Below are 26,298 nucleotides of genomic sequence, written 5' to 3'. Positions count from 1 at the left end.
GTCCAGCGTTTCCCGCATCGAAGGCCGGAGTTGACCGATCCGGCGTGGCTGTCGCGCCGCATCCGCTACGATTGCCACGCTGCTCATCCGGCAGCGATCCGGCCCCGCAACCACGCGGGCGCCAGCAGAGGTCACACGATGAATACTGCCCAAGCCCAGCACGCCACTCCCATCCCCGCAGCCGATGTTTTGCCGGCGATGCGGTTCCTTGTTCTTGCTGCGCGATTGCTCTGTGAATACAACATGCGCGCTGAACTGCTGCGGCGGAAATTGCTCCGCGCTGCGTCGCACCTTGGCCTCGATATCCTGGTCTTCGTCAGCTACCGCGGTGTCACGCTCTTTTCGCCCGGCGGGCAACAGTTCCACGCACAAGCTCCCGAGCTGCGCATCAACGTCGCCGTCAGCTCGGTCGTCAATCGCGTGATTGACGAGGTGTGCGAAGGCCGCATCGGGTTGGCCGAAGCAACTGCAGAGTTGGAATCGATCGAGCGCCGTGCCGTGCGCCATAACCGCTGGCTGCTCGCCTGCATTTTCGGCGTTGCAGCCGCAGCGCTGGCCCGCTTGCTGCAAGCGGATTGGGGGGCGGTCGCCGTGAGTGGCGTGTCCTCAGGGCTTGGTCTGCTGGCGCGCCAGGAGCTCGCGAAACGGCATGTCGTGCTGTTCGCCATGCCGTTCACCGCGGCGCTGATCGGCTCGATCCTCGGCGGGCTGGTGATCCGTGCCGGATGGACCGCGACACCGGGCTTCTGCCTGATGGTGCCCGCGCTGATGCTGGTGCCTGGGCCACATCTGATCAACGGCCTCTACGACATGCTGGAAAACCACATGCAGACCGGGATCGCGCGCCTCGGGCTGGCCACGGGGATCCTCGTGGCGGCGGCACTCGGCGTCTTCCTGGGCGGCTGGCTGACGCTGGGCATGACCACCGTGTCCGCGGCGCCCTCGCCAGACGCCAACATCACCTTGCTGGTCGACGTACTTCTGGCGGGCGTGGCGGCCTGTGGCTTCGGCGCGTTCTACAACGAACCCTGGCGTGTGCTCTGGACATCGATCCTGTGTGGCATGGTGGGCCACGGCATCCGCTACGTCGCCATGCGCAACGGCGTGTCGCAGGAGATCGCGACCTTGTTTGCCTGCCTCGCGATCGGGGCAATGGCCAACGTTGCGGTTGACCGCATGCGTCTGCCTTTTGCCGCCGTGGCCTTTGCTGGCGCAGTACCGATGATGCCCGGCGTGTTCATCTACCAAGGCATCGCCGGCGCGATGCAGATCGCGCGTGAAGGCGCGCATGCTGATGCGGCGCAACTGGCCGCGACTTTCGCGTGCTTCTTCAAGGCCTGCTTCGTGGTGGGCGCGATGGGGCTGGGCTTGCTGATCGGCGCGCGCCTGGCTGGATTGGTACGGCGCCCGCGGGATTGATCGCCGCCAGCCGTTTGTCGGCAGGTTTGACGAATTTCTCGCTCGCAAGCGAAACGCCGGGCGTAGCATGACTAGATTGCAATGATCGGGTGAGGCGGCGCGACGGCAGGTGATACATGCCCGTCAGCGAGGCTGGGAAGGAGCGTCACCATGCAGTTTCACGAACCGACGATGGCGATCATGGCGGCCGCCATTCACACCGCCCTGGCACTGGTGCTGACGCTGACGATCCGCCGGCGGAGCGAAGTGCCCGGCGGTGACCTCTGGTGCCTTGGCATGAGTCTCGTGGCGACCGGCCTGATCGCACTGGTCGGCCTGATGTGGATCGGCTTGCCCGGCGGGCGTGCCGTGTTCAATGCCGGCGTGCTCGCCGGTTTTGTTGCCTTCCTCGAAGGCGTACGCCGTTTCGATGGCGCCGAGGCCCGCCTGTGGCTGGTGCCGCTCGCTGCACTGGCGGGCCTGGTCATCAGCTTTGGCTTTGCGGGCGAGGGCATGCAGGCGACGATCCGAGTGACCTTGATGTCGGGTCTGCTGGTTTTGGCCAGCGGTGCGATCGCGTTGCGTGTGCTCGGCCCTGGTGCTGTCGAGGAGCAATCCGCTCGCGTCGTGGTCCTGCTGGCCGCGACCGGACTTGGCGGTATCTTCTGCACCCGCATCGCCGCAAACTTGTTGCCCGGCGGTCTGAATGCCAACGATGCGACCACGCGCGTGCTCTGCTATGCCGGTGTCAGCGTGCTGTCGATCGTGTTCTCGTTCGGCTGCCTGCTCTGGGCGAACATCCGTGTCTCATCTCAGCTGGCCCGGCTTGCGCGCATCGACGATCTCACCGGACTCGCGAACCGTCTGTCTCTCACCGAACTGCTGGCTCGCCAGCACGCGCGCTGGCTGCGGAGCGGGCGCCCCTACAGCGTTGTGATGATCAACGTAGACCGCTTCGGTGATATCGATGCCGGTTTTGGTGCCGCCACCGGCGACAGGGTGCTGCTCGAAGTGGCAAAGCGGATTATTGGCGTCGCCCGTGCGGACGATGTCTGCGGACGCTTCGGTGGCGACGAGTTCTGCATCCTTCTGCCCGATACGAATGTGGGCGAGGCGCATGTCCTGGCAGAGCGTGTGCGCCAGGCGATCGGCGAGGAGCCTTTCGTGCTTGCTGATGGCGCGATCGCCGTGAGTGTCAGCATTGGCGTTGCCGACTGCATGGTCGGTGAGCGGTCGCATGCCGTGTTGCGTCGCGCCGATCTTGCCTTGGTGAGTGCGCGGCAAGCGGGCGGCAATCGCGTCGAAGGCTGGCAGCCGCCAGCGGAAGTACCGTCACCGATTTCCGAAGACGACACGGGCCCGCTGACGAGTTTCCTGCGCAGCCCCTTGCGCGCGTGACCAAGCAGATTCTGATCACGCCGCGCCGGCTGCGTGCCGCCGAGCGTGGGCTTGCGGCGGCGGATCCGGTGCTCGCTGCGCTGATAGCACGCCATGGCCGCTGTCTGTTGGCGCCCGACCCCGCTCGTTCGCCGTATGAGGCGCTGGCGACGGCGGTGATGTACCAGCAACTTGCCGGCAAGGCGGCGGAGACGATTCATCGCCGCTTCCTCGCGCTGTTTCCCGAGCACGCATTCCCGCCGCCAGCTGCGGTGCTCGCTGCGAGCGATGAGCAACTTCGCTCGGCCGGGCTCTCAAGGCAGAAGCAAGCTTATCTGCGGGACCTCGCCGCCAAGGCGCTGGAAGGCGTCGTGCCGATGGCGAGTGGCGAACTCGAGCGCTTGTCCAGCGATGCGATCGTGACGCGGCTCACAGCCGTGCGAGGCGTCGGGCGCTGGACGGTGGAGATGTTCCTGATCTTCACGCTGGGCCGTATCGACGTGCTGCCGCTCGACGACTACGGCATTCGTGCAGGCTATGCGCGAGCCTATGGGCTGGAGCATTTGCCAAGCGCCAGCGAACTTCGCGCGGCGGGACAGTGCTGGGCGCCCTGGCGGAGCGTTGCCAGCTGGTACCTGTGGCGGGCTGCCGACGCTCCTTGAGCGCATATCGCGCATGCCGACCCAAAAAAACAAACAGGGCCGTTTGGCCCTGTTTGCTTTGCACCTGTCTCGGTGCTTGTGCCGGTGCGCGCGTAAAGCACGCCCAGCGGGGGAGATCTTTAGTTTGCCTGGCAGCGGGTGCGCATCCATGCCACCGCGATCTCGCGGGTCGGCATGCTGCTCGACTTCGCGATCAAACGGACGCGGCCGTCTTTCTGTTCGTGGATCTCTGCAAAGAAGCCGTCGTTCGCGGCATACACACCACCGAATACGCAGTTGCGACCGGTGCCGGTTTCCATCACGTCAAGCGGTAGGGGGGCCATGACTATTCCTTTCTTTTTGCTTTACTGCTGAGTTGAATTCTAGTCGCAGCCAAAGCAGCTAACAAATTCAAGCTTTTGATATGTCGATAGTTTTTTCTATCGGAGACCCAAAATGAATAATGGCCACCGTTTGGTGGCCATTACGTCAGGGCGCCCGGATGTCGGGCGAGGGGCGGAATCAGGCGGCGGAGTGCTTGAACCAGGGCCGGCTCTGCATCCATGCCACCGCGATCTCGTGCGAAGGCAGCATGTCGGACTTGTCGACGCGGCGGATCGACCCGTCACGCTGTTCGTGGATTTCGGCGAAGAAGCCATCATTGGCGGCATAGACGCCACCGAAGACGCGCACCGAACCGTTGGAGACTTCAAAAACTTCGAGAGCGTTTTCACTCATGATCTGTACCCCCAGGGTAGTTGTACTGCGTGCCTTGTTATGATTTTGTGCACAGCACAAAGACTACTCCGCCTTAAAGGGAGCACCAATTCATCTTTCCGATTGCTGTATAAGCGGGATTTGTTGCGCTGCCGCAAATGGCGGTCAGGGGTAGAAGGCGTAGAGCTTGTAGCCGGTGGCCTTCTGGCCGGTTGCGTCCAGATAGAGCGTGAAGGACACGTCGCTGCCCGCTGCAAAGGCCTGCGTGTGCTGCAGATTCGGCGGCAGCCATTCCTCAGGCGGTAGCGCGCGGCGGACCAGCGCACGATTGAACACATCGGTGAGCGTAACCTCGATGTGCGGGTAAGACTGGCTGAATGCCGCTTTGTTGCGGAGTGTGCCGCTCAATTCAAACTGGCCGTCCTTGCCTGGGCGAGGATGCAGATCCGAGGCGTCGATACTGATCTGCGACGACACGCGCGGCCACGGCATTGCGCAGCCCAGCTTCGCGCACGCAGCCTCGAACAATGGCCGGGTCTCGGGCAGCTCACGCGCGATGTCGTGCCGCGCCCAAAGCAGTCCTTGGGCGACAACGCCGGCGAACAGTACAAAAATCGCGATGCCCCACATCCAGCTGACGGATTTCGGGGTCCGCGGCTTTTCCCAGGCGAACTGCTGCGCAGCCTCATGCGGCGGCTCATCTTCGTCGTCGACGTGCTCGATCAGCTCGGGCTCGCCCGGTACCGTATGCAGGTCGTCCCCCACCACGGCGGCGCTGGCAACGGCCGGCTCGGGCAGCGGGGCAAAGCGGTCTTCCTCGATGGCATCGAGTTCGTGCACCTCGGTCGGCCAGCTCGGTTCTTGTGTCACCCCTGCAGGTGAAGCGTAGGCGGTAACAAAGATCGGCGCGTCGTCTTCGTCCGCGGGTGCGAGTTCTTCTGCCTCGAGCGGTACTTCCGACAGGGATTCGACCGGGACTCGCTCAACCGGCTCGCTGTGCCAGTCAGAAGCGGCGAGGTCGACTTCCGCCTCATGTGCTTGTGCTGCACCGCCATGCCCGCCCGGGATGTCGCCGCCGGTGCGCCAGTCGAACGTGAGTGTCGTTTTCTCGTCGTCGCGCGCGGGCCGGATGAAGTCGGCCGTGGCGGGTGGCGCAACGGGGGCCGGCGTAGCGGTCGCGGGCACGTCGGCATCGAGGTCGAAATCGAGCTCGTAGCTGCTGCGTGGCGGCGCGGCGGGATCGAGTTCCGGCATCGGCGGAACGATCTCGGTGGTCGAGGTGCCGGCCCAGGAACTCGTGCGATGTGTAGCGAGCGCCGAGTTCACCGCGAGCGGCGCTTTCGGCGGCTCGACTGGCGCGGTGACGCGCGGAGGCGTTGTCACAACCGCGGGCGACGGCGTCACGCTGGCAGGTGCAGGTGCAGGTGCAGGTGCAGGTGCAGGTGCAGGTGCAGGTGTACTCGCGGGCGTCGCGGGCGAGGTCGTGACCGCCACTTCGGTGTTCGCATCCTCGGTGCCTTGCGGCGCCGGCGGCGAATCGATCAGGGATTCGAGCGCAGAGAAGGGGGCTTGGCAGTGGCCGCAGCGCACCCGCCCGCCGCGCGCGCGGAGCTGCTCGGGTTTGACCCGGAACGCGGTGCCGCAGTGCGGGCAGCGCGTCATCAGCATTAGCGCTGACCCTCCAGGCGCACCCAGCCCTCATGTGTCGCGCCGACTTTGAGCGCGATGTAGGGGGCGTACGCGGCGATGACCTGCTCGGCTTGTGGTTCCAGCACGCCGGAGAGCACCAGCTTGCCGCCGTCTGCGACACAGGCCGCAATGGCGGGGGCGAGCACGCACAGCGGGTTGGTCAGAATGTTCGCGATCACGCGGTCGTAGCGGGCCGTAACCGGCGTCCCGCTATGCACCACCTCGATCGATACGCCGTTGCGCTCGGCGTTGTCGCGTGTGCTTTCGAGCGCGCGTTCGTCGATGTCGATACCGACAACCTTGCCCGCGCCGACCTTGGCCGCCGCGATCGCGAGGATGCCGGAGCCGCAGCCGTAGTCGAGCACGCTGCAGCCGGCGGGGATGTTGTCGAGCACCCACTGCAGGCACAGGCGGGTGGTCGGGTGCGACCCGGTGCCGAATGCGAGGCCCGGATCCATCTCGATGTTGATCGCGTCTGGGTTCGGTGCCACATGCCACGACGGCACGATCCACAGGCGGGGATCGATCTCGATCGGATCGAACTGGCTTTGCGTCAGGCGCACCCAGTCTTGTTCGGCGACCTCTTCGACGGTGAATGGCGGTACCGCGTCGAGGCCGGCCTGCGCCGCCGCTTCGGCGAGCGCTACCGCCAGCTCGACATCACGATCGAACAACGCGACGACGCGGCTGTGTTGCCACAAGGGCTGGGCCGGATGGCCCGGCTCGCCGAACTGCGGCACCTCGTCAGGCGTGCCGGCATCGGCGTCATCGATCGACACCGACAACGCTCCCGCGTCCATCAGCGCCTCGGAAAGCGTTTCCGCATGCGCTTCATCCGCCTGAACGGCAACCTGCAGCCACATCGTCGTGTTCCTCAGTCTTTCTTCGCCAGCTTCGCTTCGAGATAGTGAATGCTGGTGCCGCCGCGCATGAAGTTGCCGTCATGCAGCAGTTCTTGGTGCAGCGGAATGTTGGTCTTGATGCCTTCGACCAGCATCTCGGACAGCGCGATGCGCAGCCGGCGGATTGCCTGCTCGCGTGTGTCGCCGTACGAAATCACCTTGCCGATCATCGAATCGTAATTCGGCGGGATCGTGTAGCCGTTGTACACATGCGAGTCCACGCGGATACCCGGGCCGCCCGGCGTGTGCCAGTTGGTGATCTTGCCGGGAGACGGCGTGAACTTGAACGGGTCTTCGGCGTTGATGCGACATTCCATCGCGTGACCGCGCAGCACGACGTCCTTCTGCGTGTAGCGCAGCTTCTCGCCAAATGCGACGCGGATCTGCTCCTGCACGATGTCGATGCCGGTGATCATCTCGGTCACCGGGTGCTCCACCTGAACGCGGGTGTTCATCTCGATGAAGAAGAATTCGCCGTTCTCGTACAGGAACTCGAAGGTGCCGGCGCCGCGATAACCGATGCGCTTGCAAGCGTCGACACAGCTCTTGCCGACCTTTTCGATCAGCTTGCGATCGATGCCGGGCGCAGGCGCTTCTTCGATCACCTTCTGGTGGCGGCGCTGCATCGAGCAATCGCGCTCGCCAAGGTAGATCGCATTGCCGTGCTGATCGGCGAGGATCTGGATCTCCACGTGGCGCGGATTCTCCAGATACTTTTCCATGTAGACGGTCGGGTTGCTGAAGGCCGCCTGCGCTTCGGTACGGGTCATCGTAACCGACTGGATCAGCGCGCCTTCGGTATGCACCACGCGCATGCCGCGGCCGCCGCCACCACCGGCCGCCTTGATGATGACCGGGAAGCCGATCGCGCGGGCGATCTTGGTGATTTCCTTCGGGTCGTCCGGCAGCGCGCCGCCCGAACCGGGCACGCAAGGCACGCCTGCTTCGATCATCGCCTGCTTGGCCGAAACCTTGTCGCCCATCAGGCGGATGGTGTCGGGGCGCGGACCGATGAACACGAAGCCGGATTTCTCGACGCGCTCAGCGAAATCGGCGTTTTCCGACAGGAAGCCGTAACCCGGGTGAATCGCTTCGGCGTCGGTCACTTCCGCGGCGGCGATGATCGCCGGCACGTTCAGATAGCTCTGCGCCGAGGCGGCCGGGCCAATGCAGACCGACTCATCGGCCAGCTTGACGTACTTGGCCGAGATGTCGGCCTCGGAGTGCACTGCAACCGTGCGGATGCCAAGCTCGCGGCAGGCGCGCAACACGCGCAGCGCGATCTCGCCCCGGTTGGCAATCAGGACTTTTTCAAACATGAGGCAGTGTCCGTGAAAGGTGAATAGGGTCGGTAGGGGGAAGGGCTCGCGCCCGAACCCTTAACCGATCACGAACAGCGGCTGGCCGTATTCGACCGGCTGGCCGTTTTCGACCAGGATCGCCTTGATCGTGCCCGTTGCATCGGACTCGATCTCGTTCATCAGCTTCATCGCCTCGATGATGCACAGCGTGTCGCCGCTCGAAACCGACTGGCCGAGCTCGACGAAGGGTTTCGCTCCGGGGGCCGAGGTCCGATAGAAGGTGCCGACCATCGGTGACTTGACGACATGGCCGTCCGGCTGCGCGGCTTCTGCCGGCGCGGCGGGTGCGGCCGGGGCCGGTGCTGCGGCAACCGGGGCCGGCGCCGCGTAGTACTGTGCCGGGGCGGCACCACTCGGTGCGCCGAGATGCTTCGCGATGCGGACTTTTTCTTCGCCCTCGGTCACTTCCAGTTCAGAAATGCCCGACTCCTGGACGAGGTCGATCAGCTTCTTGAGTTTTCTCAGGTCCAATTTATTGCTCCCTCACGTGGATGCCGGCCCGCCATTTGTCTGGGGAGGCGGTGACGGCTTAGTTTTCGCGAATGCGGTTGAGTGCGTACTCGAGCGCGAGCGCGTAGCCCTGGGCGCCGAGTCCGCAAATCACGCCCACCGCGATCTCCGAAAAATAGGAGTGATGCCGGAAAGGCTCGCGGGCGTGAATGTTCGACAGGTGCACCTCGATGAACGGGATCTGCACCGCGGAGAAGGCGTCGCGCAACGCGACGCTGGTGTGGGTGTAACCACCCGGATTGATCAGGATGAAGTCGATCCCTTCGCTGCGCGCAGCTTGTACACGGTCGATCAGCTCGCCTTCGTGATTGCTCTGGAAGGATTCGAGCAGCACGCCATCGGCACGCGAGCGCGCCGAGAGCATGTCGTGGATGTCCGCCAGCGTCGTGCGGCCGTATACCTCCGGCTCGCGCGTGCCGAGCAGGTTCAGGTTCGGCCCGTGCAGCACGAGGATGCGGCGCTGCGGCGGTGCAGCAGAAGTGCGCTTCGATTTGCGATTGGAGGTCGCCATAACCGACAAGTTTGCCGGAAATCGACGAAGATGACTACCGTCGAGGCAGGAACCGACGAAAATAGTCGGCCAGCCTCATGCGGCGAGTTCGCTGCACGATGCCACTCGATGCCGCACTTTGCAAGCGCGGCGGCCGCCAGATCAACGCGTGGCGAGTTCCTGCAGCAGTTTCTCCAGCGCATCGTCCTTGAATGCACCGAGCTTGGTTTGTGCAACGCGGCCGTCTGGCCCGATCACGACTGAAAACGGAAGTCCTTGCGCTGCGTTGCCGAGCGCGACGGTGAGGTCGACCAGTTCCGCGCCGCCGACCAGCAGCGGGAACGCGAGCTTGTTCGTGACTGCATAGTTGTGAATCGCGTCGGCTTCGTCGATGCCGATGCCAACGATTTGCACACCCTTATCCGCCCATTTGCGTTGGGCTGCATCCAGCAAGGGCATTTCCTTGCGGCAGGGTGGGCACCAGGTCGCCCAGAAGTTGATGACGAGCACTTTGCCCTGCCATTGCTGGAGGGCCTGAGGTCGGCCGTCCGAGTCGGGCAGTTGCAATGCCATCAGCTGCCGGAGTGCGCTGTCGCTGACCTTCGGTGCGGGTGTCGCTTGGTCGACATGGCGCTGGGTGCGCCAGCCCGCGTAGCCGGCAATGGCGGATACACCGATGATCAGCGCCGCTGCGAGGGCGCGTCGAGTGGTGGGGTTCATTCGTCGCGCTGTGCCGGTGAAGTGAGCAGGGCTTCCACCGCGGGCAGCTTGGCGCGGTCCGAACCGTTGCGGCGCGGAATGCGCTCCGCCAGCGGGCCGAACACGCAGAGCTTGACCGGCACTTCGTCCCATTCAAACGCGAGGATCGCCTCGGGCGACTCCGGGCCCGGCCGGCGCACTTCGCGGTGTTCATAGTCGAGCGCCTGGTTCAGCAGGAAGATCTCGACTTCCTTGGCGCTGTCGGCAAACAGGTCGATTTCGACTTCCGAGAATCCATTTGCCGAGCCGTCGAGCACCGCGCCGGTCAGGGCGGGGCGCCAGGGGGCGAGCAGCCGCATGACCTCGCAGGCGGTTTCGCGCATGGTTTCCAGGCGTTCCTCATGCTCGTCGTCGGGGTAGAGCGCCTGATACTCGCGCAATGCGGCGTCGATCTCGGCGTTGTTCGGCATCGCTTCGCCCTCGGTGACGCCGAGTTGGCGCGCAGCCTTCCGTTTGGCGAGGCCGTAATCGGATATGCCGTCTTCGGCCATCAGGCGGGCTGCCAGTGCGGCGACGTTCTGGCGCAGCGAACTGCGCGGGGGCGGTGCATCGAGCGGCATCGGGGTTGGGCGCGGGGCCTCGGCTACAATTGAGCCTATTCTAACCACACCCCGCGCGGTCTCCCGGCTGCGCCGTCCCTGATGCATATTCACATTCTTGGTATCTGCGGCACCTTCATGGGCGGCATTGCCTTGCTTGCCCGCGCCGCAGGCCATCGCGTCACTGGCTGCGATGCCAATGTTTATCCGCCGATGAGCACGCAACTGGCGGAACAGGGGATTGGCCTGATCGAAGGCTTCGATCCGTCGCAGCTGGATCAGGCGGCAGATATGTATGTGGTAGGCAACGCGGTGTCGCGGGGCAATCCGCTGCTCGAAGCGATTCTGGATCGCGGCTTGCCCTACACCTCCGGGCCGCAGTGGCTGGCTGAGCACATCCTGCCGGGCAAGTGGGTGCTGGCGGTTGCGGGCACGCATGGCAAGACCACCACCACGTCGCTGCTGGCCTATCTGCTGGAGTCCGCCGGGCTCAATCCCGGCTTTCTGGTTGGCGGGGTGCCGCAGGACTTTGGCGTGTCGGCGCGGCTGACCGAGTCGCCCTTCTTCGTCATCGAAGCCGATGAGTACGACACCGCTTTCTGCGACAAGCGCTCGAAGTTTGTTCATTACCGCCCGCGCACGGTGATCCTGAACAATCTTGAGTACGACCACGCAGACATCTTCCCCGACCTGGCCGCGATCGAAACGCAGTTCCATCACTTGGTGCGCACGATTCCGCGCCTTGGTCGCATCGTGGCCAACGGGGCCGAGGCGAGTCTGCGACGCGTGATCGACCGCGGTTGCTGGAGCGAGCTCGAATGGTTTGACGACGCGGGTGCGTGGCACGCGCGAGAGGGTGATTCGGTGTCGGAGGCGGTGTTTTCTCTTAATGGCAACGAGATCGGGCGTGCCGAGATGCCGCTGGCTGGAGCGCACAACCGCGCCAATGCGCTGGCGGCGATTGCGGCGGCTCGCCATGTCGGCGTGCGCCCGCAGGATGCGATTGCCGCGCTCGCGGGCTTCAAGGGCATCAAGAGGCGGCTCGAAGTGCGTGGCGTCGTGCGCGGGGTTACCGTGTATGACGATTTTGCTCATCACCCGACTGCGATCCAAACCACCGTTGAAGGCTTGCGCCGGCGGCAGCCGCAAGGGCGCATCCTCGCCGTGCTGGAGCCGCGTTCCAACACGATGAAGCTCGGCACGATGAAGGATCGTTTGGCGCCAAGCCTCACGCAGGCGGATTTTGTCTATTGCTATGCGAACAAACTCGGCTGGGATCCGGCCGAGGCATTGAATCCGCTGGGCGAGAGGGCACGCACCTTTGAGTCGATCGATGAACTTGTGCGTGCTGTGGTGCAGCAATCCGCACCCGGCGACCATGTCCTCGTGATGAGCAACGGGGGCTTCGGCGGTGTCCATCAGAAGTTGCTGGATGCGCTGGCTGTCGCTTGACCCCTTGCACGCAGAGAGAAAAGGCGCCTTCGGGCGCCTTTTGTTTTTCTGTGCTGCGTAAGCGGTGTGTGTTCAGGCAGATGGATATGGCGATGCAGCATGTGCGGCAATGCAACACATTGATATGAATCAACATTTGTTGCTGCGAGCGCCTTCGCTGTGGCACCATCAAAACCGAACGCGGCGGGGCGGCCCGAAAGGGCGTCGTTCCCCCGCGCGGGAGTTGGAGTTGCGGCAAGCGGTCGTGTGAGGCGTCGCGAGGTCGGGTGCTCACGGACTGCAAAGCTGTCGTCAGAAGCAGCACTCATCCGGTGTTTTTCGAGGACCCATGAGGCATACCACTCGCGCATCAGTTCCACTGGCAATGGCGTTTGTCGCCAACGCCGCGTCGGCAGCCGACGCACGTTACAACCTCCAGCCTCCTGTCACCGGCATTGCCGAACAGATCTACGGCATGCATTCGATGATGCTCGTGATCTGCCTGGTGATCTTCGTCGGTGTCTTCGGCGTGATGTTCTGGTCGGTGTTCCGGCACCGCAAATCGAAGGGCGCGGTTGCAGCCCATTTCCACGAGAACACAGCGGTCGAGATTGCCTGGACTGTCGTGCCGGTGCTGATTCTGCTCGGCATGGCCTACCCGGCGACGAAGACGGTGATCTCGATGAAGGACACGTCAAACCCGGACATCACGATCAAGGCCACCGGCTACCAGTGGATGTGGGGTTACGACTACCTCAAGGGCGAGGGCGAGGGCGTGCGCTTCATCTCGACGCTGTCCACGCCGCGCGACCAGATCGAAGGCGGGGCGGCCAAGGGCGCCAACTACCTGCTCGAAGTCGATAACCCGGTGGTCGTGCCGGTGGGCAAGAAGATCCGCATCCTCACCACCGCGAACGATGTGATCCACGCCTGGTGGGTGCCTGCCTTCGGCGTGAAGCAGGACGCGATCCCCGGCTTCATCCGCGACACCTGGTTCCGCGCCGAGAAGGAGGGCGTGTATCGCGGCAACTGCGCCGAACTGTGCGGCAAGGAGCATGGCTTCATGCCGATCGAGGTGCATGTGGTGTCTGCTGAGAAGTACGCCGAATGGGTTGCGGCGCAGAAGAAACGCATGGCCGCTGAAGCACAGCCCGCGGCCCCGCAGGCATCTGCCAACACGGCCGCGGCCGGTTGATCACGCACCGATTCCGAGACAGGAGCTAGAGCATGAGTGCGGTCCCACACGGCCTGGAACACGGACATGACCACCATCACCCGAGCGGGTTGATGCGCTGGATTCAAACCACGAATCACAAGGACATCGGCACGATGTACCTGATCTTCAGCTTCATCATGTTCCTCTCCGGGGGCGTGATGGCGCTGACGATCCGTGCCGAACTCTTTCAGCCCGGCCTGCAGGTGGTGCAGCCGGAGTTTTTCAACCAGCTCACAACCATGCACGGGCTGGTGATGGTGTTCGGCGCGATCATGCCGGCCTTCGTCGGCTTCGCGAACTGGCAGATCCCGCTGATGATCGGCGCGAGCGACATGGCCTTCGCGCGCATGAACAACTGGAGCTTCTGGCTGTTGCCGCCGGCTGCGATCCTGTTGGTGGGGTCGTTCTTCGTGCCGGGCGGAGCATCGGCGGCTGGCTGGACGCTTTACGCGCCGCTGTCGATCCAGATGGGCATGGGCATGGACATGGCGATCTTCGCGGTCCACATCATGGGCATCAGCTCGATCATGGGCGCCATCAACATCGTCGTGACCGTGCTGAACATGCGCGCCCCCGGCATGACGCTGATGAAGATGCCGCTGTTCTGCTGGACCTGGCTGATCACGGCTTACCTGTTGATCGCCGTGATGCCGGTGCTGGCGGGGGCCGTGACGATGATCCTCACGGATCGGCACTTCGGCACCAGCTTTTTCAACGCGGCCGGTGGCGGTGATCCGGTGCTCTACCAGCATGTGTTCTGGTTCTTCGGGCACCCCGAGGTGTACATCATGATCCTGCCGGCCTTCGGCATCGTCTCGCAGGTGATTCCGACCTTTGCGCGCAAGCCCCTGTTCGGCTACGCCTCGATGGTCTACGCGACGGCGTCGATCGCGATTCTTTCCTTCATGGTGTGGGCGCACCACATGTTCACGACCGGCATGCCCGCGACCGGCCAGTTGTTCTTCATGTACGCAACGATGCTGATTGCGGTGCCGACGGGCGTGAAAGTGTTCAATTGGGTCGCGACGATGTGGCGCGGCTCGATGACCTTTGAGGCGCCGATGCTGTTCTCGGTCGGCTTCCTGTTCGTGTTCACGATGGGCGGATTCACCGGGCTGATCTGCGCGATCGCACCGATCGACATCCAGATCCAGGATACGTATTACGTCGTGGCGCACTTCCACTATGTGCTGGTGGCCGGCTCACTGTTCGCGCTGTTCTCCGGCGCCTACTACTGGCTGCCGAAATGGACCGGGCACATGTATGACGAGCGCCTCGGCAAGCTGCACTTCTGGTGCTCGATCATCTTCTTCAACATCACCTTCTTCCCGATGCACTTCCTCGGCCTGGCTGGCATGCCGCGGCGCATTCCGGACTACAACCCGATGTTCGCGGACTTCAATGCCATCGCCACGATCGGCGCCTTCGGGTTCGGGCTTTCACAGCTGATCTTCCTCTTCACGGTCATCAAGTGTGTGCGCGGTGGTGAGAAGGCCGCAGCCAAGCCTTGGGACGGTGCCGAGGGGCTTGAGTGGACGGTGCCGTCGCCGGCGCCATACCACACCTTTGAAGAGCCGCCTCAGGTCAAGTGATTCGCAACATGGCCAAGCGGAGCGCAACGCGCAGCAACCTGAAGACGGCACTGGGGCTGGGATCGATCGCCCTGGTGTTCTTCTTCGGCGTGATGCTCAAGTACTGGCTGCAGAACCACCAATGAGCTCACTGGAACGCGCCTCCGAGAATCGTCGTCTGCTGCTGCGGCTGGCCGTGGCTGCGGTCGCGATGTTCGGTTTCGGCTTTCTGCTGGTGCCGTTCTACAACACGATCTGTGAGGTCACCGGCATCAATCGCCTGATGAAAGCGGATGCGCAGGCGGCCAACAGCCAGGTCGATGCCTCGCGCACGCTGACCGTCGAGTTTGACGCCAACACCCACGCGTTGCCGTGGCGCTTCTCGCCGCAGCAGTCGAGTGTGAGCACGCACCCCGGCGCACTGGTGCGGGTGGATTACGTGCTGGAGAACACCACGGACAAAACGGTGGTGGGGCAAGCGATCCCGAGCTACGGGCCACGCGTCGCCGCGCAGTACGTGAAGAAGCTCGAGTGCTTTTGTTTCCAGCAGCAGACCCTGGCGCCGCACGAGCGCCGTGTCATGCCGGTGGTCTTCGTGGTGGACGCGGCGCTGCCGGCTGAAGTGAATACCGTGACCTTGTCGTACACCTTCTTCGAGGTGGAAGGCGCTGCGCCTGTGGCCGCTGCGGGGCGGGCCGGGTGACGGCGACGCCGCGGGCCGGCTTCCTGGCAACGCTGCGTGCGGTGTTGTGGTCGTTCATCGGTGTGCGCAAACGACAGGATTATCAGCAAGACGCGAGTTCGCTGAATCCGCTTGCGGTGGTGGTGGCGGGCTTGATCGCGGGTGCGTTGTTCATCTTCACGCTCGTGATGGTTGTGTCATGGGTTACGGCGTCGCCTTGAAGGCGCCGACATAAAACAGCATCGACAGGGAGACGCACAGATGAGCTCCACGCTCGAAAAGTATTTCGTACCCGAGCCCTCACGCTTTCCGATCTTCGGCTCCGCCGCCTTGTTGCTGATCGGTGCGGGTGCGGCGATGTGGCTCAACCGGGTATCGCCTGGCTCTTGGATGGTGGCGGCCGGTTTCGCGACGCTGATCTACATGCTGTTCGGCTGGTTCGGCCAAGTGGTGCGCGAATCCGAAGGCGGCAAGTACGGCGCACAGGTCGACCGTTCGTTCCGCTGGAGCATGGGCTGGTTCATCTTTTCGGAGGTGATGTTCTTCGCGGCCTTCTTCGGCGTGCTCTTCTATGTTCGCGTGCTGGCTTTGCCTGAGCTGGGTTCCGGCAAGTCCGCGATGCTGTGGGACGGGTTCAAGAGTGCCTGGCCCAATGCCGGCCCTTACGCGGAAGAGGCCTTCACGCCGATGGCCGCGTGGGGTATTCCGGCCATCAACACCGCGATCCTGCTCAGTTCCGGCGTCACGCTCACGTGGGCGCATTGGGGATTGTTGAAGGGTGCTCGCGGCCAGCTGATCAATGGGCTCGCGCTGACCGTGCTGCTCGGCGTGATCTTCCTGTGCCTGCAGGCGTATGAGTATCACCATGCCTACGCGGAGATGAACCTCACGCTGGCGTCCGGCATCTATGGCTCCACCTTCTTCATGCTCACCGGCTTCCACGGCATGCATGTGACGATCGGCGCAACGATGCTGATCGTGATCCTCGCACGCAGCATCAAGGGGCACTTCACGGCGGAACGCCACTTCGCCTTCGAGGCGGTGGCCTGGTACTGGCACTTCGTCGACGTCGTGTGGCTGTTCCTGTTCGTCGTCGTCTACTGGCTTTGACTGCGGCGGGACTCAGAGCCTGCCGTTGATCAGACCGAAGTGATAGCTCGCCATCAGCAACAGGAATAGCAGCAAGGACATGCCAACCCGAATCGACAAGGCCATCGCGGTGCGTTGACCGGCACCGCGGTCCTTGAGCAGGAAGCCCAGCGCGGAAGCCAGGCTTGCCACGATCAGCACCAGAAACACGATCACCAGAACGCGCATGTCTCACTCCGGAATGGTTGTCACGCAGTGTAGTTCAGCCCCGGCGGCGTCGGCCAGCCGGCGTGCGTCGCTGCGTCGCGCGCTGGCATTGCTGACAGGCCTGGCGTTCTGCGTGCTGTTTCTGGGTTTGGGGCGCTGGCAATTGCAGCGTGCCGAGTTCAAGGCAGCGCTCGCCGCTGCCCATGCTGCAGCAGGTTCGGCACAGCCGCTACCACCGTCTGCCGACGCGGCGCACTACGACGGCGCTCGTGTGGTGGTGAGCGGGAAGTGGTTGATCGACCGCACCGTCTGGATCGACAACCGAACCCACGCCGGCCGCGCAGGCGTCCATGTGCTTACGCCGCTCGCGCTCGCCGACGGCAGCTGGCTGTTCGTAAACAGGGGTTGGGCGCCCATGCCGGGCGATCGTCGTCAGTTGCCATTGCCGTCATTGCCAAGCGGCGCGGCACAGGCACTGATCGGGGTGGCGGTGCAGCCTGCGACCGGCGGCTACACGCTCGCGGGCGGCGATGCCCGCGACGCGCTGTGGTCGCGCATCGATGTTGCCCAGATGCAGCGGTGGGCAGGCGCAGCAAAGGTCTACCCGCTGGTGCTGCAACTCGAAAGCAATGTGGGTGATGGCCTCGTGCGCGAGTGGGCGCCACCTGCGTTCGGGCCGGAGAAGCACCGCGGGTACGCGCTGCAATGGTTCTTGCTCGCGGCCCTCACTGCGGGGCTGACGCTGTGGTTTGGATGGAGGAGTTTGCGACGTGATGAAGCCTGACGCCCGCCGCACCTTGCTGCTGATTGCCGCGGTCTGTGCCGCCCCGGTCATCGCAAGCTACACGCTCTACTGGTTTGGCAGAGCGCCGACGGGCGCCAACTACGGCGAGCTGCTGCAGCCAGCGCCGTGGCAACCGGGCCGAATGGTCGAGCTCGGCGGCGCTGCGATCGAACCTGCAAGCCTGAAGGGCCGCTGGGTGATGGTCTACGCCGCGCCAGCGGCGTGCGACGCCGCCTGCCGCCACGACCTCTGGATCATGCGTCAGGTGCGCACAGCACAGGGCAAGGAGATGGAGCGCGTCGAGCGGGTCTGGCTCGTGACCGACGGCAGCGCGCCCAGTGCCGAATTGCTCGCCGAGCATCCGGGGCTGCGCGTGGTGCGCGCCGAGGCCGCCGCGGCGCCAGCAGGGCGGATCGAGATGGTTGACCCGCTGGGCAACCGGATGATGCGTTACCCGGCACAGCCTGAGCCGAAGCGGATCATCAAGGATCTGACCCGCATCCTGAAGTACTCGCGGCTGGGCTGAACGGCATGTTGCGCAGACTCGTTCTCGCCTCCCTCTCTTTGGCCTGCATCGTGATCGTGCTGGGCGCCTACGTCCGGCTGTCGGATGCGGGTCTCGGCTGCCCGGATTGGCCCGGTTGCTATGGCCAATTGAGTCCGCATCACGCGGCCGAAGCGATCTCTGCCGCGCAGGCCGACGCGCCACAGGGGCCGGTGTCGATGCCCAAGGCCTGGAAGGAGATGGTTCATCGCTATCTGGCGGCAACGCTTGGTCTGATGATCCTCTGCATTGCGGTGCTGACCTGGCGCCGCCGTCGCGAGGGCGCGCCGCTGGGTCTTGCTGCGGCCCTTGTTGGCGTGGTGATTTTTCAGGGGCTCCTGGGCAAATGGACGGTCACGCTCCTGCTGAAACCCGCGATTGTCAGCGGTCACCTGATCGGCGGCATGACCACCGCGGCGCTGCTCGCGTGGCTTGCCTGCCGGCTCGCGGGCTTGCGCCGCATTGACGTACCGCCGGCGCAAGCCTGGCTTGCCCGAGCTGCGTTTCTCGCGCTTGCGTGCCAGGTCGTTCTCGGCGGCTGGGTGAGCACGAACTACGCGGCGCTGGCGTGCGCCGATCTGCCGACCTGTCACGGCCAGTGGTGGCCGGAGACGGACTTCCACAATGCGTTCCACCTCGTGCGTGAACTGGGCATGACAGCCAGCGGTGATCTGCTCTCAAACGCGGCGTTGACCGCGATTCACCTGAGTCATCGTGTCGGAGCGCTGGTGGCGGGTGCCTTGCTTGCTGCGCTGGCGATTGCGCTGCTACGGCGTACCGCAACGCGCGGGCTCGGTGCGCTGCTGCTTGCAGCGCTGGTGCTGCAGATTTCGCTCGGTGTGGCCAACGTACTGTTGAGCCTGCCACTGCCGCTTGCGGTGATGCATAACGCCGGCGCTTTGGTGCTGGTGCTGGTGATGGTCCGGATCAATCACGCCCTGCGGCCGCGTGCCGTGGTGGTGCGTCGGGGGAGGTGCCTGAATGAGAACGCTCTCGCTTGAATTTGCTCAGCCACTGGCCGATCGTTTGCGCGCCTTCGGTGCGCTGACGAAATTCCGCGTCAACCTGTTGATCGTGTTCTGCGCGGTGATCGGCATGTTCCTCGCGGTGCCAGGGGGGCTACCCAATGCCGCGACGGTGATCGCCGCCACGCTGGGGATCGCTTGCGTGGCTGGCGCGGCGGCCGCGATCAATTGCCTCATCGAGCAGAAGATCGACGCCGTGATGGCGCGCACGCGCGCACGACCGCTGCCGCGCGGCGTGCTGACACCGGCCGAGACGCTGGCGTTCTCGGGCCTGCTGGGCGGCTTCGGTCTGACCGTGCTGTGGCAGGCGGTCAACCCGCTGACCATGTGGCTGACACTCGCGACCTTCGTCGGCTATGCGGTGATCTACACCGTGCTGCTGAAGCCCTACACACCGCAGAACATCGTGATCGGTGGCGCATCGGGGGCGATGCCGCCGGTGCTCGGCTGGGCCGCGGTGACCGGTGAGGTCTCGGCCGATGCCTGCCTCCTGTTCCTGATCATCTTCGCTTGGACGCCGCCGCACTTCTGGGCGCTCGCCTTGTACCGGACCCAAGAGTACGCCCGCGCCGGTTTGCCGATGCTGCCGGTAACCCACGGTTCGGAATACACCCGCTTGCAGGTGCTGCTCTACACCCTGATCCTGTTCGCGGTAACGCTGCTGCCGTATGCGACCAAGATGAGCGGCTTGCCCTACCTCGTCGCCGCTGTCGGTCTGGGGGCTGGCTTCATCCGCTATGGCTGGCGACTCTGGGTGGACTACTCGGACGCATTGGCGCGGCGCGCCTTCCGCTATTCGATCGTGTATCTTTCAGCGCTGTTCGCCGCCCTGCTGATCGACCACTACCTGTGATGCGCCGCCGCTTTCTTGCCGTGCTCGCAGCCGCCCTGTTAGGCGGCTGCGGCGTTTCTGACGCCCCGAAATTCCACGCCGCCGACATCACGGGGGCGGACTATGCGAAAGCCTTCACGCTGACCGACCAGCATGGCAAACCGCGCACGCTCGCCGAATTCAAGGGCAAGGCGGTCACCGTCTTCTTTGGCTACACCCAATGCCCGGACGTCTGCCCGACCAATCTCTCGACGATGGCGCAGGTCGTGAAGCTGCTGGGGGCCGATGGCGAGCGCCTGCAGGTGGTCTTCGTCACGGTTGATCCGGAGCGCGATACCCAGCAACTGCTGTCCGAATACATGCCCGCCTTCCACCCCACTTTCCTCGGCCTGCGGGGTGATGCCGCAACGACCGAGCGTGTGATGAAAGATTTCCGCATCTTCGCGCAGAAGCAGGGGGACATCGCGGGCGGCAACTACACGGTGGATCACACTGCCGGCACCTATGCCTACGATCCGCAGGGTCGTTTGCGGCTGTACATCCGCCACGGCGAGACACCGCAGAACATCGCCGACGATCTGCGCCTCCTGATCGCGGGCAAGTAAGCTTCACCGACTGTTACAACTCGCAGCCCCGCCGCCGTCAGCTACGCTGAACAGTGAGGCGTTGAGCGTGTACGCCCGCCAAGTCGGCGTGGCGATTCTGGTACGCGCGCGGCGCGTTGGGGGCTTTCATGCGGGAGTGGCGAGCAGACGGCGGCTTGCGTTGGGTGTGTGCGCTCATCGGCGCACTCTGCCTCATGGCGCAGGCATCGGCCGAGGTGCCGGACCCGCCGGGGCGGGTCGGCCGGGTCAGCTATGTCGAAGGTCGGATCGAGGCATGGACGGCTGATAGTCAGGACTGGGCACCGATCAATGTGAACATGCCGGTGACGTCCGGCATCGGGCTCTGGACCGCGACGGATGGTCGCGCAGAAGTCCGTATCGGGAGTACTTCGGTTCGGCTGGATGCCGATTCACAACTCAATTTTGACCGCGTCGACGATGCAGTCATCGCGCTTGAAGTGCGACGCGGCGTGGCACGTGTGCGCCTGCGCAGCCTGCCGGATGACGATCAGCTCGTGATAAGTGCCGGTGGTGTGCGTGTCGAGGCGCAGCGCGCGGGCGACTATGCTCTGGAGTACGACCCTGGCTCACGCCGTGCCTGGGTCTCCGTGTTTGCCGGCCGTGCGCGTGTCAGCGGAATTGCCGAGCGGCTTACCGTGCTTGCCGGCCAACGCGTTGAGCTGGATGCGGTAGCGCTGCGCCTTGTGGCGTCGGAAGAAGCTGGTCGCAGCAGCTTTGATGAATGGGCCGAGCGTCGCGACCGCGAACAGGATCGGCTTGCGTCGAGCCGCTATGTGTCGCCCGAGATGACCGGCATCGAAGCGCTGGATGGTCACGGCCGTTGGGAGGAAGACAGCCGCTACGGCCCGCTGTGGTACCCGGTGGCGGTGGCGCCCGGTTGGGCGCCTTACCGTTACGGCCACTGGGCGTGGGTGGCACCTTGGGGCTGGACCTGGATCGACGACGCCCCCTGGGGCTTTGCGCCCTTCCACTATGGCCGCTGGATCATGATCGGTGGGCGCTGGGGGTGGGCACCGGGCAGCTATGTTGCGCGGCCGGTCTATGCGCCGGCGCTGGTCGGCTTTTACGGTGGCGCGCCAGGCTTCTCGATCAGTGTTCGCCTCGGCCCGGTCGTCGGTTGGTTCCCGCTTGCACCCTTTGAGGTGTACCGCCCGGCCTACACCTACAGCGAGACCTACATCCAGCGTATCAACATCACGCACGTCACACGCATGCCGCCGATGCCGGGTGGCCCGAATGGCGACTACCCGCGCCGGCCGATCGACTACCGCTATGGCGCGCAGCGCGACGCCGCAACCTTTGTGTCGCGTGACGACTTCTTCCGCCAACGCCCGATACAGCATGGTCAGGGCCGTGTGAACACGGATGTCATTCGGCACTTGCCGATCGGTGGCGCGCCGCCCCCGCCGCCGGGCGTCACGCCGCGTCCGCCGCGCGGGCCGGGCGGGGGTGACATGCCAGTACCGGATCCGCGCCCGTCCGGCGGGCCGGGGCCGCAGTCGATGCCGCCTCGTATTCCGGGCGATCCGCAGCGCGGTGACCTGCCGCGCTATCCGATCGGCGATCCGCGTCGGGCGCCGCAGGGCTGGGGCGGCGAGCGTGCCGCGCCGCCAGCGCCGGTTGATCGGCCCGCCCCGGCGGCACCGCCAACGCGTAGCGCCCCGATGCCGACGATCCCGATCGAGCGCGACGTGCGGCCGCAATCCGCGCCGCCGCAGCGCCAGCCGGGCATGCCTAACATCGGGCCACAACAGAACCAGCCCGGCGTCGTACCAGGTATGCCGAGGCAAGGGGGCGAGGCGAGCCGTTCCGATCCGGCAGTGATGCCGCGCGGCAGCGAGGGGGGGCCGCCCCGGCGTTGGCCGCCCGCACCGGGCAGCGAACAGCCGGCAGCGCCGCAACCGCACGGCAATCCGCCGCGCGCGATGCCCATGCCAGGGGTGTCGGGCGTGTCGGGTGCAGAGGCGCAGCACGCGGCGCCACGCCCGCGCGTGCCGGAAGGGCGGCCGGTAGAGCCGCGCGCCGATCGCCAGGCGATGCCCGCCGTCAGCCCGCAGGCGCCTCGCGCGCCTGAAGGCGGCGGCAATCGCGGGCACGAGTCACGCGAACACGGGCGACCGGAGCAGGATCGGCCGCGCCGCCCTGGGCAGCAAAGCGAGTAGAGCGGGCAAAAACGACAAGGCCCCTTGCGGGGCCTTGGTCATTTGGGAGGGCCTGGCAGCCGGGTCAGACGTAAGCCGCCAGCGCGCCCTTCATCTTCTGCAGTGCTTTGGCTTCGATCTGGCGAATACGCTCGGCGGAGACGCCGTATTCGGAGGCCAGCTCTTGCAGCGTCGCGCTTTCGTCGTCAGCCAGCCAGCGGCGGCGGATGATTGCGCGGCTACGTTCGTCCAGCGCTTCCAGCGCGCTCTCCAGACCTTCGCTTTGCAGGCGGTCGCGGCCGCGCGCCTCAAGCACGGCGGTCGGTTCGGCGTTGGCGTCGGCCAGATAGGCGATCGGCGCGACCCGGCCGTCGTCATCCTCTTCCGGGCCCAGTTCAAGCGCGACGTCACCACCCGAGAAGCGGGTTTCCATCTCGCGCACTTCTTCCGGCTTCACGCCCAGCACGCGCGCCATCTCGGCCACTTCGCCGGTGGTCAGCGTGCTGCTGTCGGACTTCATGCTGCGCAGGTTGAAGAACAGCTTGCGCTGCGCCTTGGTGGTAGCGATCTTCACCAGGCGCCAGTTCTTCAGAATGTACTCATGGATCTCGGCCTTGATCCAGTGGATTGCAAAGCTCACCAGACGTACGCCGCGATCCGGGTCGTAGCGTTTGACGGCCTTCATCAGGCCGACATTGCCTTCCTGGATCAGGTCGCCGTGCGGCAGGCCGTAACCGAGATAGTTGCGGGCGACCGAAACCACCAGCCGCAGGTGCGAGAGCACGAGCTGACGCGCGGCCTCGAGATCCTGTTCATCACGCAGTTTGCGTGCGAGCGAAAGCTCCTGCGCTTCCGTCAGGATCGGGAACCGGTTCGCCGCCTGAACGTACTGATCCAGACTGCCCAGTGCGGACGGGACGGGGAACGACAGCGATGTGGTCATCTGCATACCTCCAACAAATTACCTCTGGAACAATGTTAGCACTCGACGCTAGAGAGTGCTAATAACGGATTTTGTTCCCGGGATTTGTTTCCGCATGCAGACCGACGGCAGCTCCGGCGCACTCAATTGCGGTGTGCCGGAACGGCCGTGCCGCGCACTCAGGCGACGGGTTCGAGTTCGGATGCGTAGAACAGCGCTTCCAGCGAGGCGCAGGCCTCGTCCGGATCAACCTTGACGTACCACATGGCTTCACGCGCATTGCCGCCGAGGCGGTTTTTGCGCACCAGGGTGCCCGTGCGTCCGTTGAAAAAGGCCTGCCGGGCGGCAGCGCCGGCGTCGAGGTGACCGATGCGGACGCGATGTCCGACTTCGAAGCTCTGGGTTTGCGTGCTCATGTCTTGTGTTCTCGCTCTGGAAGAACGGTCGCGTTGTTGGAGCGCGATCGGGTTTTGTCTCTGTCGCGGATTCTTCGCTTGTGGTGAAGTCGCGTCTTGATTGTGTTTGGCGATTTTAAGCGCCAAAAATGACAAAAAGCTATCCAGTTGGCAAGAATGCGTTTTGCGTTGCAGCAAATGAACTTGGGATAAATGCCGCGCAGCGTGTTCGCGCACCCTGCCCGAGAAGCGCTGCGCAGGCTGATCCAGCGAATTTGGTCATAAATTGCGGCTGAATGGCCGCAGCGAAAGGCGCCGTGGGCCCTGTTTCATATTGCGATGCCGCAGCTCGGGTCGGTACGGTTGGCAATAGGTGTCATGACTTGATGAAAATTGCGTGAGGCCGCCGACTGATCAGCCTGCCGGCTCAAGCGGTGCGCGCGTGCAGGCGACCGCATGCGTGCTGCCGCCCTGGGCGGTCAGAGGTGGGATCGCTGCGCTGCAGGCTTCGATGGCGAGCGGGCAGCGGGTGCGGAACACGCAGCCTGAGGGCGGCGCAATCGGGCTTGGCAGGTCGCCTTCAAGGATCTGCACTGCCTTGCTGCGCTCGCGTGCCGGGTCCGGGATCGGTACGGCGGAGAGCAGAGCGCGGGTATAGGGATGGGCCGGAGCGCGGAACAGCGCGTCGGCATCGGCCATCTCCATCGCGCGGCCGAGGTACATCACCAGCACGCGGTCTGAGATGTGGCGCACCACCGCCAGGTCGTGGGCGATGAAGACCAGTGCGAGGCCGTCTTCCTGCTGCAGATCCATCAGCAGGTTGATGACCTGGGCTTGGATCGACACATCCAGCGCCGACACCGGTTCGTCGCAGATGATCAGCTTCGGCTTGACGATCAGCGCACGCGCGATGCCGACGCGCTGGCACTGACCGCCCGAGAATTCATGCGGGTAGCGGTTGATCACGTTGGGTTGCAGGCCCACGCGCGCCATCACGCGCTCCACTTCGGCCTTCACCGCGTGCGCACCGATGCCCGGGCGCAGCGTGCGCAGGGGTTCGCCGATGATGTCGCCGATGGTCATACGCGGGTTCAGCGAAGACAGCGGGTCCTGAAAGATCATCTGCAGGTCGGCGCGCAGCGGCTGCCAGTCGGTTTCAAGCAGTCCGGCGAGCTCGCGCCCGCCCAGCTTCACGCTGCCGCCTGCGATCGGGTTAAGACCGATCAGTGCCCGTGCGAGCGAACTCTTGCCGCAGCCGGACTCACCGACGATGCCCAGCGTTTCTCCAGCATTCAGGGTAAAGCTCACGCCGTTGACCGCCCGCAGCAGCCGCGGTGGTGACCAAGGCAGCAAGCCCTCTCGCCCGACCTGGAATTGGACTTGCAGGTCGCGAACCTCAAGCAGCGGCGCGCTCACGGTGCGACCCTCCGATCGTTAATTTGCGCGCTATCCGCTGCCGGCGCTGCGGTGGCATCGGCATAGCAAAGGTGTTCGATTGGCCGATGGCAGGCACGCCGACGTCCCTCAGCAAAGGCGGTGAGGGGGGCAGGGGCGAGGCAGGCGGTGTCGCGTTCAACACAGCGTGGCGCAAACGGGCAACCGGGCGGCAGCGCGAGCAGGTTGGGTGGGTTGCCGGGGATGGTCGCGAGACGGTCACTGCCGTGTGGGTGATCCATCCGCGGTACCGCATGCAGCAGACCCATCGTGTAGGGGTGACTGGGATGCACGAACAGCGCTTCCGCCGGGCCCTGTTCCATCACGCGGCCGGCGTACATCACCAGCACCTGGTCGCATACCCCGGCAACCACGCCCAGATCGTGCGTGATCATGATCACCGCGGTGCGGAAGTCGCGCCGCAGATCCTGAAGCAGCCGCAGGATCTGCGCCTGCACCGTGACGTCGAGCGCGGTGGTCGGTTCATCCGCGATCAGCAGTTTCGGCCGGCACAGCAGCGCCATCGCGATCACGACCCGCTGGCGCATACCGCCAGAGAACTCGTGCGGGTACATGGTCAGACGCTTCTTCGACTCTGCAATCTTCACCGCATCCAGCATGCGCGCCGATTCCGCCAATGCGGCCTTGCGGTCCAGCCCCTTGTGGAAGCGCAGTACCTCGGTGAGTTGGTCGCCGACCGTCAGGTAGGGGTTCAACGCGGTCATCGGGTCCTGGTAGATCATTGCGATCTCGGCCCCGCGGCGGGTGTTCAATTCGGCTTCCGTGAGCGCAAGCAGATTGGCGCCGCCGTAGAGCACTTCACCGGTGGCGCACCCGTTCCTCGCGAGCAGGCCCATCAGCGCAAACGCAGTCTGGCTTTTGCCGGAACCGGACTCGCCGACGATCCCCAGCGATTCGCCTTCCTGCAGCGAGAACGAGAGGTCATTAACCGCGGCGACCTCGCCTTCCGGCGTGGCGAAGCGGACGTTCAGGTTGCGGACTTGGAGCAGTGACAC

Annotated in this window: 29 protein-coding genes; 15 read left to right on the top strand and 14 right to left on the bottom strand. The window is 64.7% G+C overall.

Translation table 11 applies throughout. The features are described from left to right. Window positions 1–138 precede the first annotated feature (138 nt). The 3 genes from HH302_RS07970 (at window position 139) to HH302_RS07960 (ending at window position 3,437) form a co-directional block, all read left to right on the top strand. Window positions 139–1,419, top strand: a complete 1,281-nt coding sequence (locus tag HH302_RS07970) for a threonine/serine exporter family protein (RefSeq protein ID WP_172201105.1) — start codon at window positions 139–141, stop codon at window positions 1,417–1,419. Between the two features lie 150 nt (window positions 1,420–1,569). Beyond that, window positions 1,570–2,796, top strand: a complete 1,227-nt coding sequence (locus HH302_RS07965) for a GGDEF domain-containing protein (RefSeq protein ID WP_172201103.1) — start codon at window positions 1,570–1,572, stop codon at window positions 2,794–2,796. Next, the gene (locus tag HH302_RS07960) at window positions 2,793–3,437 is read left to right on the top strand and encodes a DNA-3-methyladenine glycosylase 2 family protein (protein ID WP_216661836.1); all 645 of its coding nucleotides are present in this window, start codon (window positions 2,793–2,795) and stop codon (window positions 3,435–3,437) included. The genes HH302_RS07965 and HH302_RS07960 overlap by 4 nt, the downstream gene beginning before the upstream one ends. A 119-nt stretch (window positions 3,438–3,556) precedes the next feature. On the opposite strand, the gene HH302_RS07955 is transcribed toward HH302_RS07960, so the two are convergent. The 9 genes from HH302_RS07955 to HH302_RS07915 form a co-directional block, all read right to left on the bottom strand. Beyond that, window positions 3,557–3,760, bottom strand: coding sequence for a hypothetical protein (locus HH302_RS07955; protein WP_172201101.1), 204 nt, complete (start codon window positions 3,758–3,760; stop codon window positions 3,557–3,559). 178 nt (window positions 3,761–3,938) lie between these two features. Continuing rightward, window positions 3,939–4,154 carry a hypothetical protein gene (locus HH302_RS07950; protein ID WP_172201099.1) on the bottom strand — a complete coding sequence of 72 codons (216 nt, stop codon included), beginning with the start codon at window positions 4,152–4,154 and terminating at the stop codon, window positions 3,939–3,941. Window positions 4,155–4,298: 144 nt separating this feature from the next. After that, complete coding sequence (locus HH302_RS07945) at window positions 4,299–5,801, bottom strand: DUF3426 domain-containing protein (protein WP_172201097.1); 1,503 nt, start codon at window positions 5,799–5,801, stop codon at window positions 4,299–4,301. Continuing rightward, window positions 5,801–6,685, bottom strand: coding sequence for a 50S ribosomal protein L11 methyltransferase (gene prmA, locus HH302_RS07940; protein WP_172201095.1), 885 nt, complete (start codon window positions 6,683–6,685; stop codon window positions 5,801–5,803). The genes HH302_RS07945 and prmA overlap by 1 nt, the downstream gene beginning before the upstream one ends. 11 nt (window positions 6,686–6,696) lie before the next feature. Continuing rightward, complete coding sequence (accC, locus tag HH302_RS07935) at window positions 6,697–8,043, bottom strand: acetyl-CoA carboxylase biotin carboxylase subunit (protein ID WP_172201093.1); 1,347 nt, start codon at window positions 8,041–8,043, stop codon at window positions 6,697–6,699. A gap of 60 nt (window positions 8,044–8,103) precedes the next feature. Then, complete coding sequence (accB, locus tag HH302_RS07930) at window positions 8,104–8,556, bottom strand: acetyl-CoA carboxylase biotin carboxyl carrier protein (RefSeq protein ID WP_172201091.1); 453 nt, start codon at window positions 8,554–8,556, stop codon at window positions 8,104–8,106. Between the two features lie 58 nt (window positions 8,557–8,614). Next, entirely contained in the window at window positions 8,615–9,106 is a 492-nt protein-coding gene (gene aroQ / locus HH302_RS07925; protein WP_172201089.1) for a type II 3-dehydroquinate dehydratase, read from the bottom strand. A 141-nt stretch (window positions 9,107–9,247) separates the two neighbouring features. Further along, entirely contained in the window at window positions 9,248–9,805 is a 558-nt protein-coding gene (locus tag HH302_RS07920; RefSeq protein ID WP_172201087.1) for a TlpA disulfide reductase family protein, read from the bottom strand. Beyond that, window positions 9,802–10,404, bottom strand: coding sequence for a hypothetical protein (locus HH302_RS07915; protein WP_172201085.1), 603 nt, complete (start codon window positions 10,402–10,404; stop codon window positions 9,802–9,804). Before HH302_RS07915 ends, HH302_RS07920 begins: the two co-directional genes overlap by 4 nt. Window positions 10,405–10,485: 81 nt before the next feature. On the opposite strand from HH302_RS07915, the gene mpl reads away from it, so the two are divergent. From mpl to HH302_RS07885, 6 genes are all read left to right on the top strand, one after another. Further along, on the top strand, window positions 10,486–11,835 hold the full coding sequence (gene mpl / locus HH302_RS07910; protein ID WP_172201083.1) for a UDP-N-acetylmuramate:L-alanyl-gamma-D-glutamyl-meso-diaminopimelate ligase: 1,350 nt from the start codon (window positions 10,486–10,488) through the stop codon (window positions 11,833–11,835). 328 nt (window positions 11,836–12,163) lie between these two features. After that, entirely contained in the window at window positions 12,164–13,009 is an 846-nt protein-coding gene (gene coxB / locus HH302_RS07905) for a cytochrome c oxidase subunit II (RefSeq protein WP_172201081.1), read from the top strand. A 32-nt stretch (window positions 13,010–13,041) separates the two neighbouring features. After that, complete coding sequence (gene ctaD, locus HH302_RS07900; RefSeq protein ID WP_172201079.1) at window positions 13,042–14,622, top strand: cytochrome c oxidase subunit I; 1,581 nt, start codon at window positions 13,042–13,044, stop codon at window positions 14,620–14,622. 121 nt (window positions 14,623–14,743) lie between these two features. Beyond that, window positions 14,744–15,304 (top strand): cytochrome c oxidase assembly protein, encoded by a 561-nt coding sequence (locus HH302_RS07895; protein ID WP_172201077.1) that lies wholly within the window; start codon window positions 14,744–14,746, stop codon window positions 15,302–15,304. Next, a complete protein-coding gene (locus HH302_RS07890; RefSeq protein WP_172201075.1) occupies window positions 15,301–15,504 on the top strand; it encodes a DUF2970 domain-containing protein in 204 nt (67 codons plus the stop codon). Before HH302_RS07895 ends, HH302_RS07890 begins: the two co-directional genes overlap by 4 nt. 40 nt (window positions 15,505–15,544) lie before the next feature. Next, window positions 15,545–16,393: a cytochrome c oxidase subunit 3 gene (locus HH302_RS07885; RefSeq protein WP_172201073.1), complete on the top strand. Its 849-nt coding sequence runs from the start codon at window positions 15,545–15,547 to the stop codon at window positions 16,391–16,393. 12 nt (window positions 16,394–16,405) lie between these two features. On the opposite strand, the gene HH302_RS07880 is transcribed toward HH302_RS07885, so the two are convergent. Beyond that, the gene (locus HH302_RS07880) at window positions 16,406–16,600 is read right to left on the bottom strand and encodes a DUF2909 domain-containing protein (RefSeq protein ID WP_172201071.1); all 195 of its coding nucleotides are present in this window, start codon (window positions 16,598–16,600) and stop codon (window positions 16,406–16,408) included. Here HH302_RS07880 and HH302_RS07875 point away from each other — a divergent pair. The 6 genes from HH302_RS07875 (at window position 16,599) to HH302_RS07850 (ending at window position 22,552) form a co-directional block, all read left to right on the top strand. Then, window positions 16,599–17,363, top strand: a complete 765-nt coding sequence (locus HH302_RS07875; RefSeq protein ID WP_253946071.1) for an SURF1 family protein — start codon at window positions 16,599–16,601, stop codon at window positions 17,361–17,363. The two genes, HH302_RS07880 and HH302_RS07875, sit on opposite strands and share 2 nt — an antisense overlap. Further along, window positions 17,350–17,889, top strand: a complete 540-nt coding sequence (locus HH302_RS07870; protein ID WP_216661835.1) for a hypothetical protein — start codon at window positions 17,350–17,352, stop codon at window positions 17,887–17,889. The genes HH302_RS07875 and HH302_RS07870 overlap by 14 nt, the downstream gene beginning before the upstream one ends. Window positions 17,890–17,894: 5 nt before the next feature. Next, a complete protein-coding gene (locus HH302_RS07865; RefSeq protein WP_172201069.1) occupies window positions 17,895–18,908 on the top strand; it encodes a heme A synthase in 1,014 nt (337 codons plus the stop codon). After that, window positions 18,889–19,785 carry a heme o synthase gene (cyoE, locus tag HH302_RS07860; protein ID WP_172201067.1) on the top strand — a complete coding sequence of 299 codons (897 nt, stop codon included), beginning with the start codon at window positions 18,889–18,891 and terminating at the stop codon, window positions 19,783–19,785. Before HH302_RS07865 ends, cyoE begins: the two co-directional genes overlap by 20 nt. Further along, on the top strand, window positions 19,785–20,369 hold the full coding sequence (locus HH302_RS07855; protein WP_172201065.1) for an SCO family protein: 585 nt from the start codon (window positions 19,785–19,787) through the stop codon (window positions 20,367–20,369). Before cyoE ends, HH302_RS07855 begins: the two co-directional genes overlap by 1 nt. 128 nt (window positions 20,370–20,497) lie before the next feature. Beyond that, on the top strand, window positions 20,498–22,552 hold the full coding sequence (locus HH302_RS07850; RefSeq protein ID WP_172201064.1) for a FecR family protein: 2,055 nt from the start codon (window positions 20,498–20,500) through the stop codon (window positions 22,550–22,552). Window positions 22,553–22,616: 64 nt separating this feature from the next. On the opposite strand, the gene rpoH is transcribed toward HH302_RS07850, so the two are convergent. The 4 genes from rpoH to HH302_RS07830 form a co-directional block, all read right to left on the bottom strand. After that, a complete protein-coding gene (gene rpoH, locus HH302_RS07845; protein WP_172201062.1) occupies window positions 22,617–23,474 on the bottom strand; it encodes an RNA polymerase sigma factor RpoH in 858 nt (285 codons plus the stop codon). A 158-nt stretch (window positions 23,475–23,632) separates the two neighbouring features. Beyond that, window positions 23,633–23,869 carry a hypothetical protein gene (locus tag HH302_RS07840; RefSeq protein WP_172201060.1) on the bottom strand — a complete coding sequence of 79 codons (237 nt, stop codon included), beginning with the start codon at window positions 23,867–23,869 and terminating at the stop codon, window positions 23,633–23,635. Window positions 23,870–24,262: 393 nt separating this feature from the next. Next, window positions 24,263–25,264, bottom strand: coding sequence for an oligopeptide/dipeptide ABC transporter ATP-binding protein (locus tag HH302_RS07835; RefSeq protein WP_172201058.1), 1,002 nt, complete (start codon window positions 25,262–25,264; stop codon window positions 24,263–24,265). Next, entirely contained in the window at window positions 25,261–26,298 is a 1,038-nt protein-coding gene (locus HH302_RS07830; RefSeq protein ID WP_371814622.1) for an oligopeptide/dipeptide ABC transporter ATP-binding protein, read from the bottom strand. Before HH302_RS07830 ends, HH302_RS07835 begins: the two co-directional genes overlap by 4 nt.

The sequence above is a fragment of the Niveibacterium sp. COAC-50 genome, assembly GCF_013184235.1.
Lineage (GTDB): Bacteria > Pseudomonadota > Gammaproteobacteria > Burkholderiales > Rhodocyclaceae > Niveibacterium > Niveibacterium microcysteis.
This window is presented reverse-complemented; position numbering and strand designations above follow the sequence as displayed.

Coding starts and splice junctions, on each gene's coding strand:
- HH302_RS07970 (WP_172201105.1), top strand. CDS start 139: ATGAATACTGCCCAAGCCCAGCACGCCACTCCCATCCCCGCAGCCGAT.
- HH302_RS07965 (WP_172201103.1), top strand. CDS start 1,570: ATGCAGTTTCACGAACCGACGATGGCGATCATGGCGGCCGCCATTCAC.
- HH302_RS07955 (WP_172201101.1), bottom strand. CDS start 3,760: ATGGCCCCCCTACCGCTTGACGTGATGGAAACCGGCACCGGTCGCAAC.
- HH302_RS07950 (WP_172201099.1), bottom strand. CDS start 4,154: ATGAGTGAAAACGCTCTCGAAGTTTTTGAAGTCTCCAACGGTTCGGTG.
- HH302_RS07945 (WP_172201097.1), bottom strand. CDS start 5,801: ATGCTGATGACGCGCTGCCCGCACTGCGGCACCGCGTTCCGGGTCAAA.
- prmA (WP_172201095.1), bottom strand. CDS start 6,685: ATGTGGCTGCAGGTTGCCGTTCAGGCGGATGAAGCGCATGCGGAAACG.
- accC (WP_172201093.1), bottom strand. CDS start 8,043: ATGTTTGAAAAAGTCCTGATTGCCAACCGGGGCGAGATCGCGCTGCGC.
- aroQ (WP_172201089.1), bottom strand. CDS start 9,106: ATGGCGACCTCCAATCGCAAATCGAAGCGCACTTCTGCTGCACCGCCG.
- HH302_RS07920 (WP_172201087.1), bottom strand. CDS start 9,805: ATGAACCCCACCACTCGACGCGCCCTCGCAGCGGCGCTGATCATCGGT.
- HH302_RS07915 (WP_172201085.1), bottom strand. CDS start 10,404: ATGCCGCTCGATGCACCGCCCCCGCGCAGTTCGCTGCGCCAGAACGTC.
- mpl (WP_172201083.1), top strand. CDS start 10,486: ATGCATATTCACATTCTTGGTATCTGCGGCACCTTCATGGGCGGCATT.
- coxB (WP_172201081.1), top strand. CDS start 12,164: ATGAGGCATACCACTCGCGCATCAGTTCCACTGGCAATGGCGTTTGTC.
- ctaD (WP_172201079.1), top strand. CDS start 13,042: ATGAGTGCGGTCCCACACGGCCTGGAACACGGACATGACCACCATCAC.
- HH302_RS07895 (WP_172201077.1), top strand. CDS start 14,744: ATGAGCTCACTGGAACGCGCCTCCGAGAATCGTCGTCTGCTGCTGCGG.
- HH302_RS07885 (WP_172201073.1), top strand. CDS start 15,545: ATGAGCTCCACGCTCGAAAAGTATTTCGTACCCGAGCCCTCACGCTTT.
- HH302_RS07875 (WP_253946071.1), top strand. CDS start 16,599: ATGTCTCACTCCGGAATGGTTGTCACGCAGTGTAGTTCAGCCCCGGCG.
- HH302_RS07880 (WP_172201071.1), bottom strand. CDS start 16,600: ATGCGCGTTCTGGTGATCGTGTTTCTGGTGCTGATCGTGGCAAGCCTG.
- HH302_RS07865 (WP_172201069.1), top strand. CDS start 17,895: ATGTTGCGCAGACTCGTTCTCGCCTCCCTCTCTTTGGCCTGCATCGTG.
- cyoE (WP_172201067.1), top strand. CDS start 18,889: ATGAGAACGCTCTCGCTTGAATTTGCTCAGCCACTGGCCGATCGTTTG.
- HH302_RS07855 (WP_172201065.1), top strand. CDS start 19,785: ATGCGCCGCCGCTTTCTTGCCGTGCTCGCAGCCGCCCTGTTAGGCGGC.
- HH302_RS07850 (WP_172201064.1), top strand. CDS start 20,498: ATGCGGGAGTGGCGAGCAGACGGCGGCTTGCGTTGGGTGTGTGCGCTC.
- rpoH (WP_172201062.1), bottom strand. CDS start 23,474: ATGACCACATCGCTGTCGTTCCCCGTCCCGTCCGCACTGGGCAGTCTG.
- HH302_RS07840 (WP_172201060.1), bottom strand. CDS start 23,869: ATGAGCACGCAAACCCAGAGCTTCGAAGTCGGACATCGCGTCCGCATC.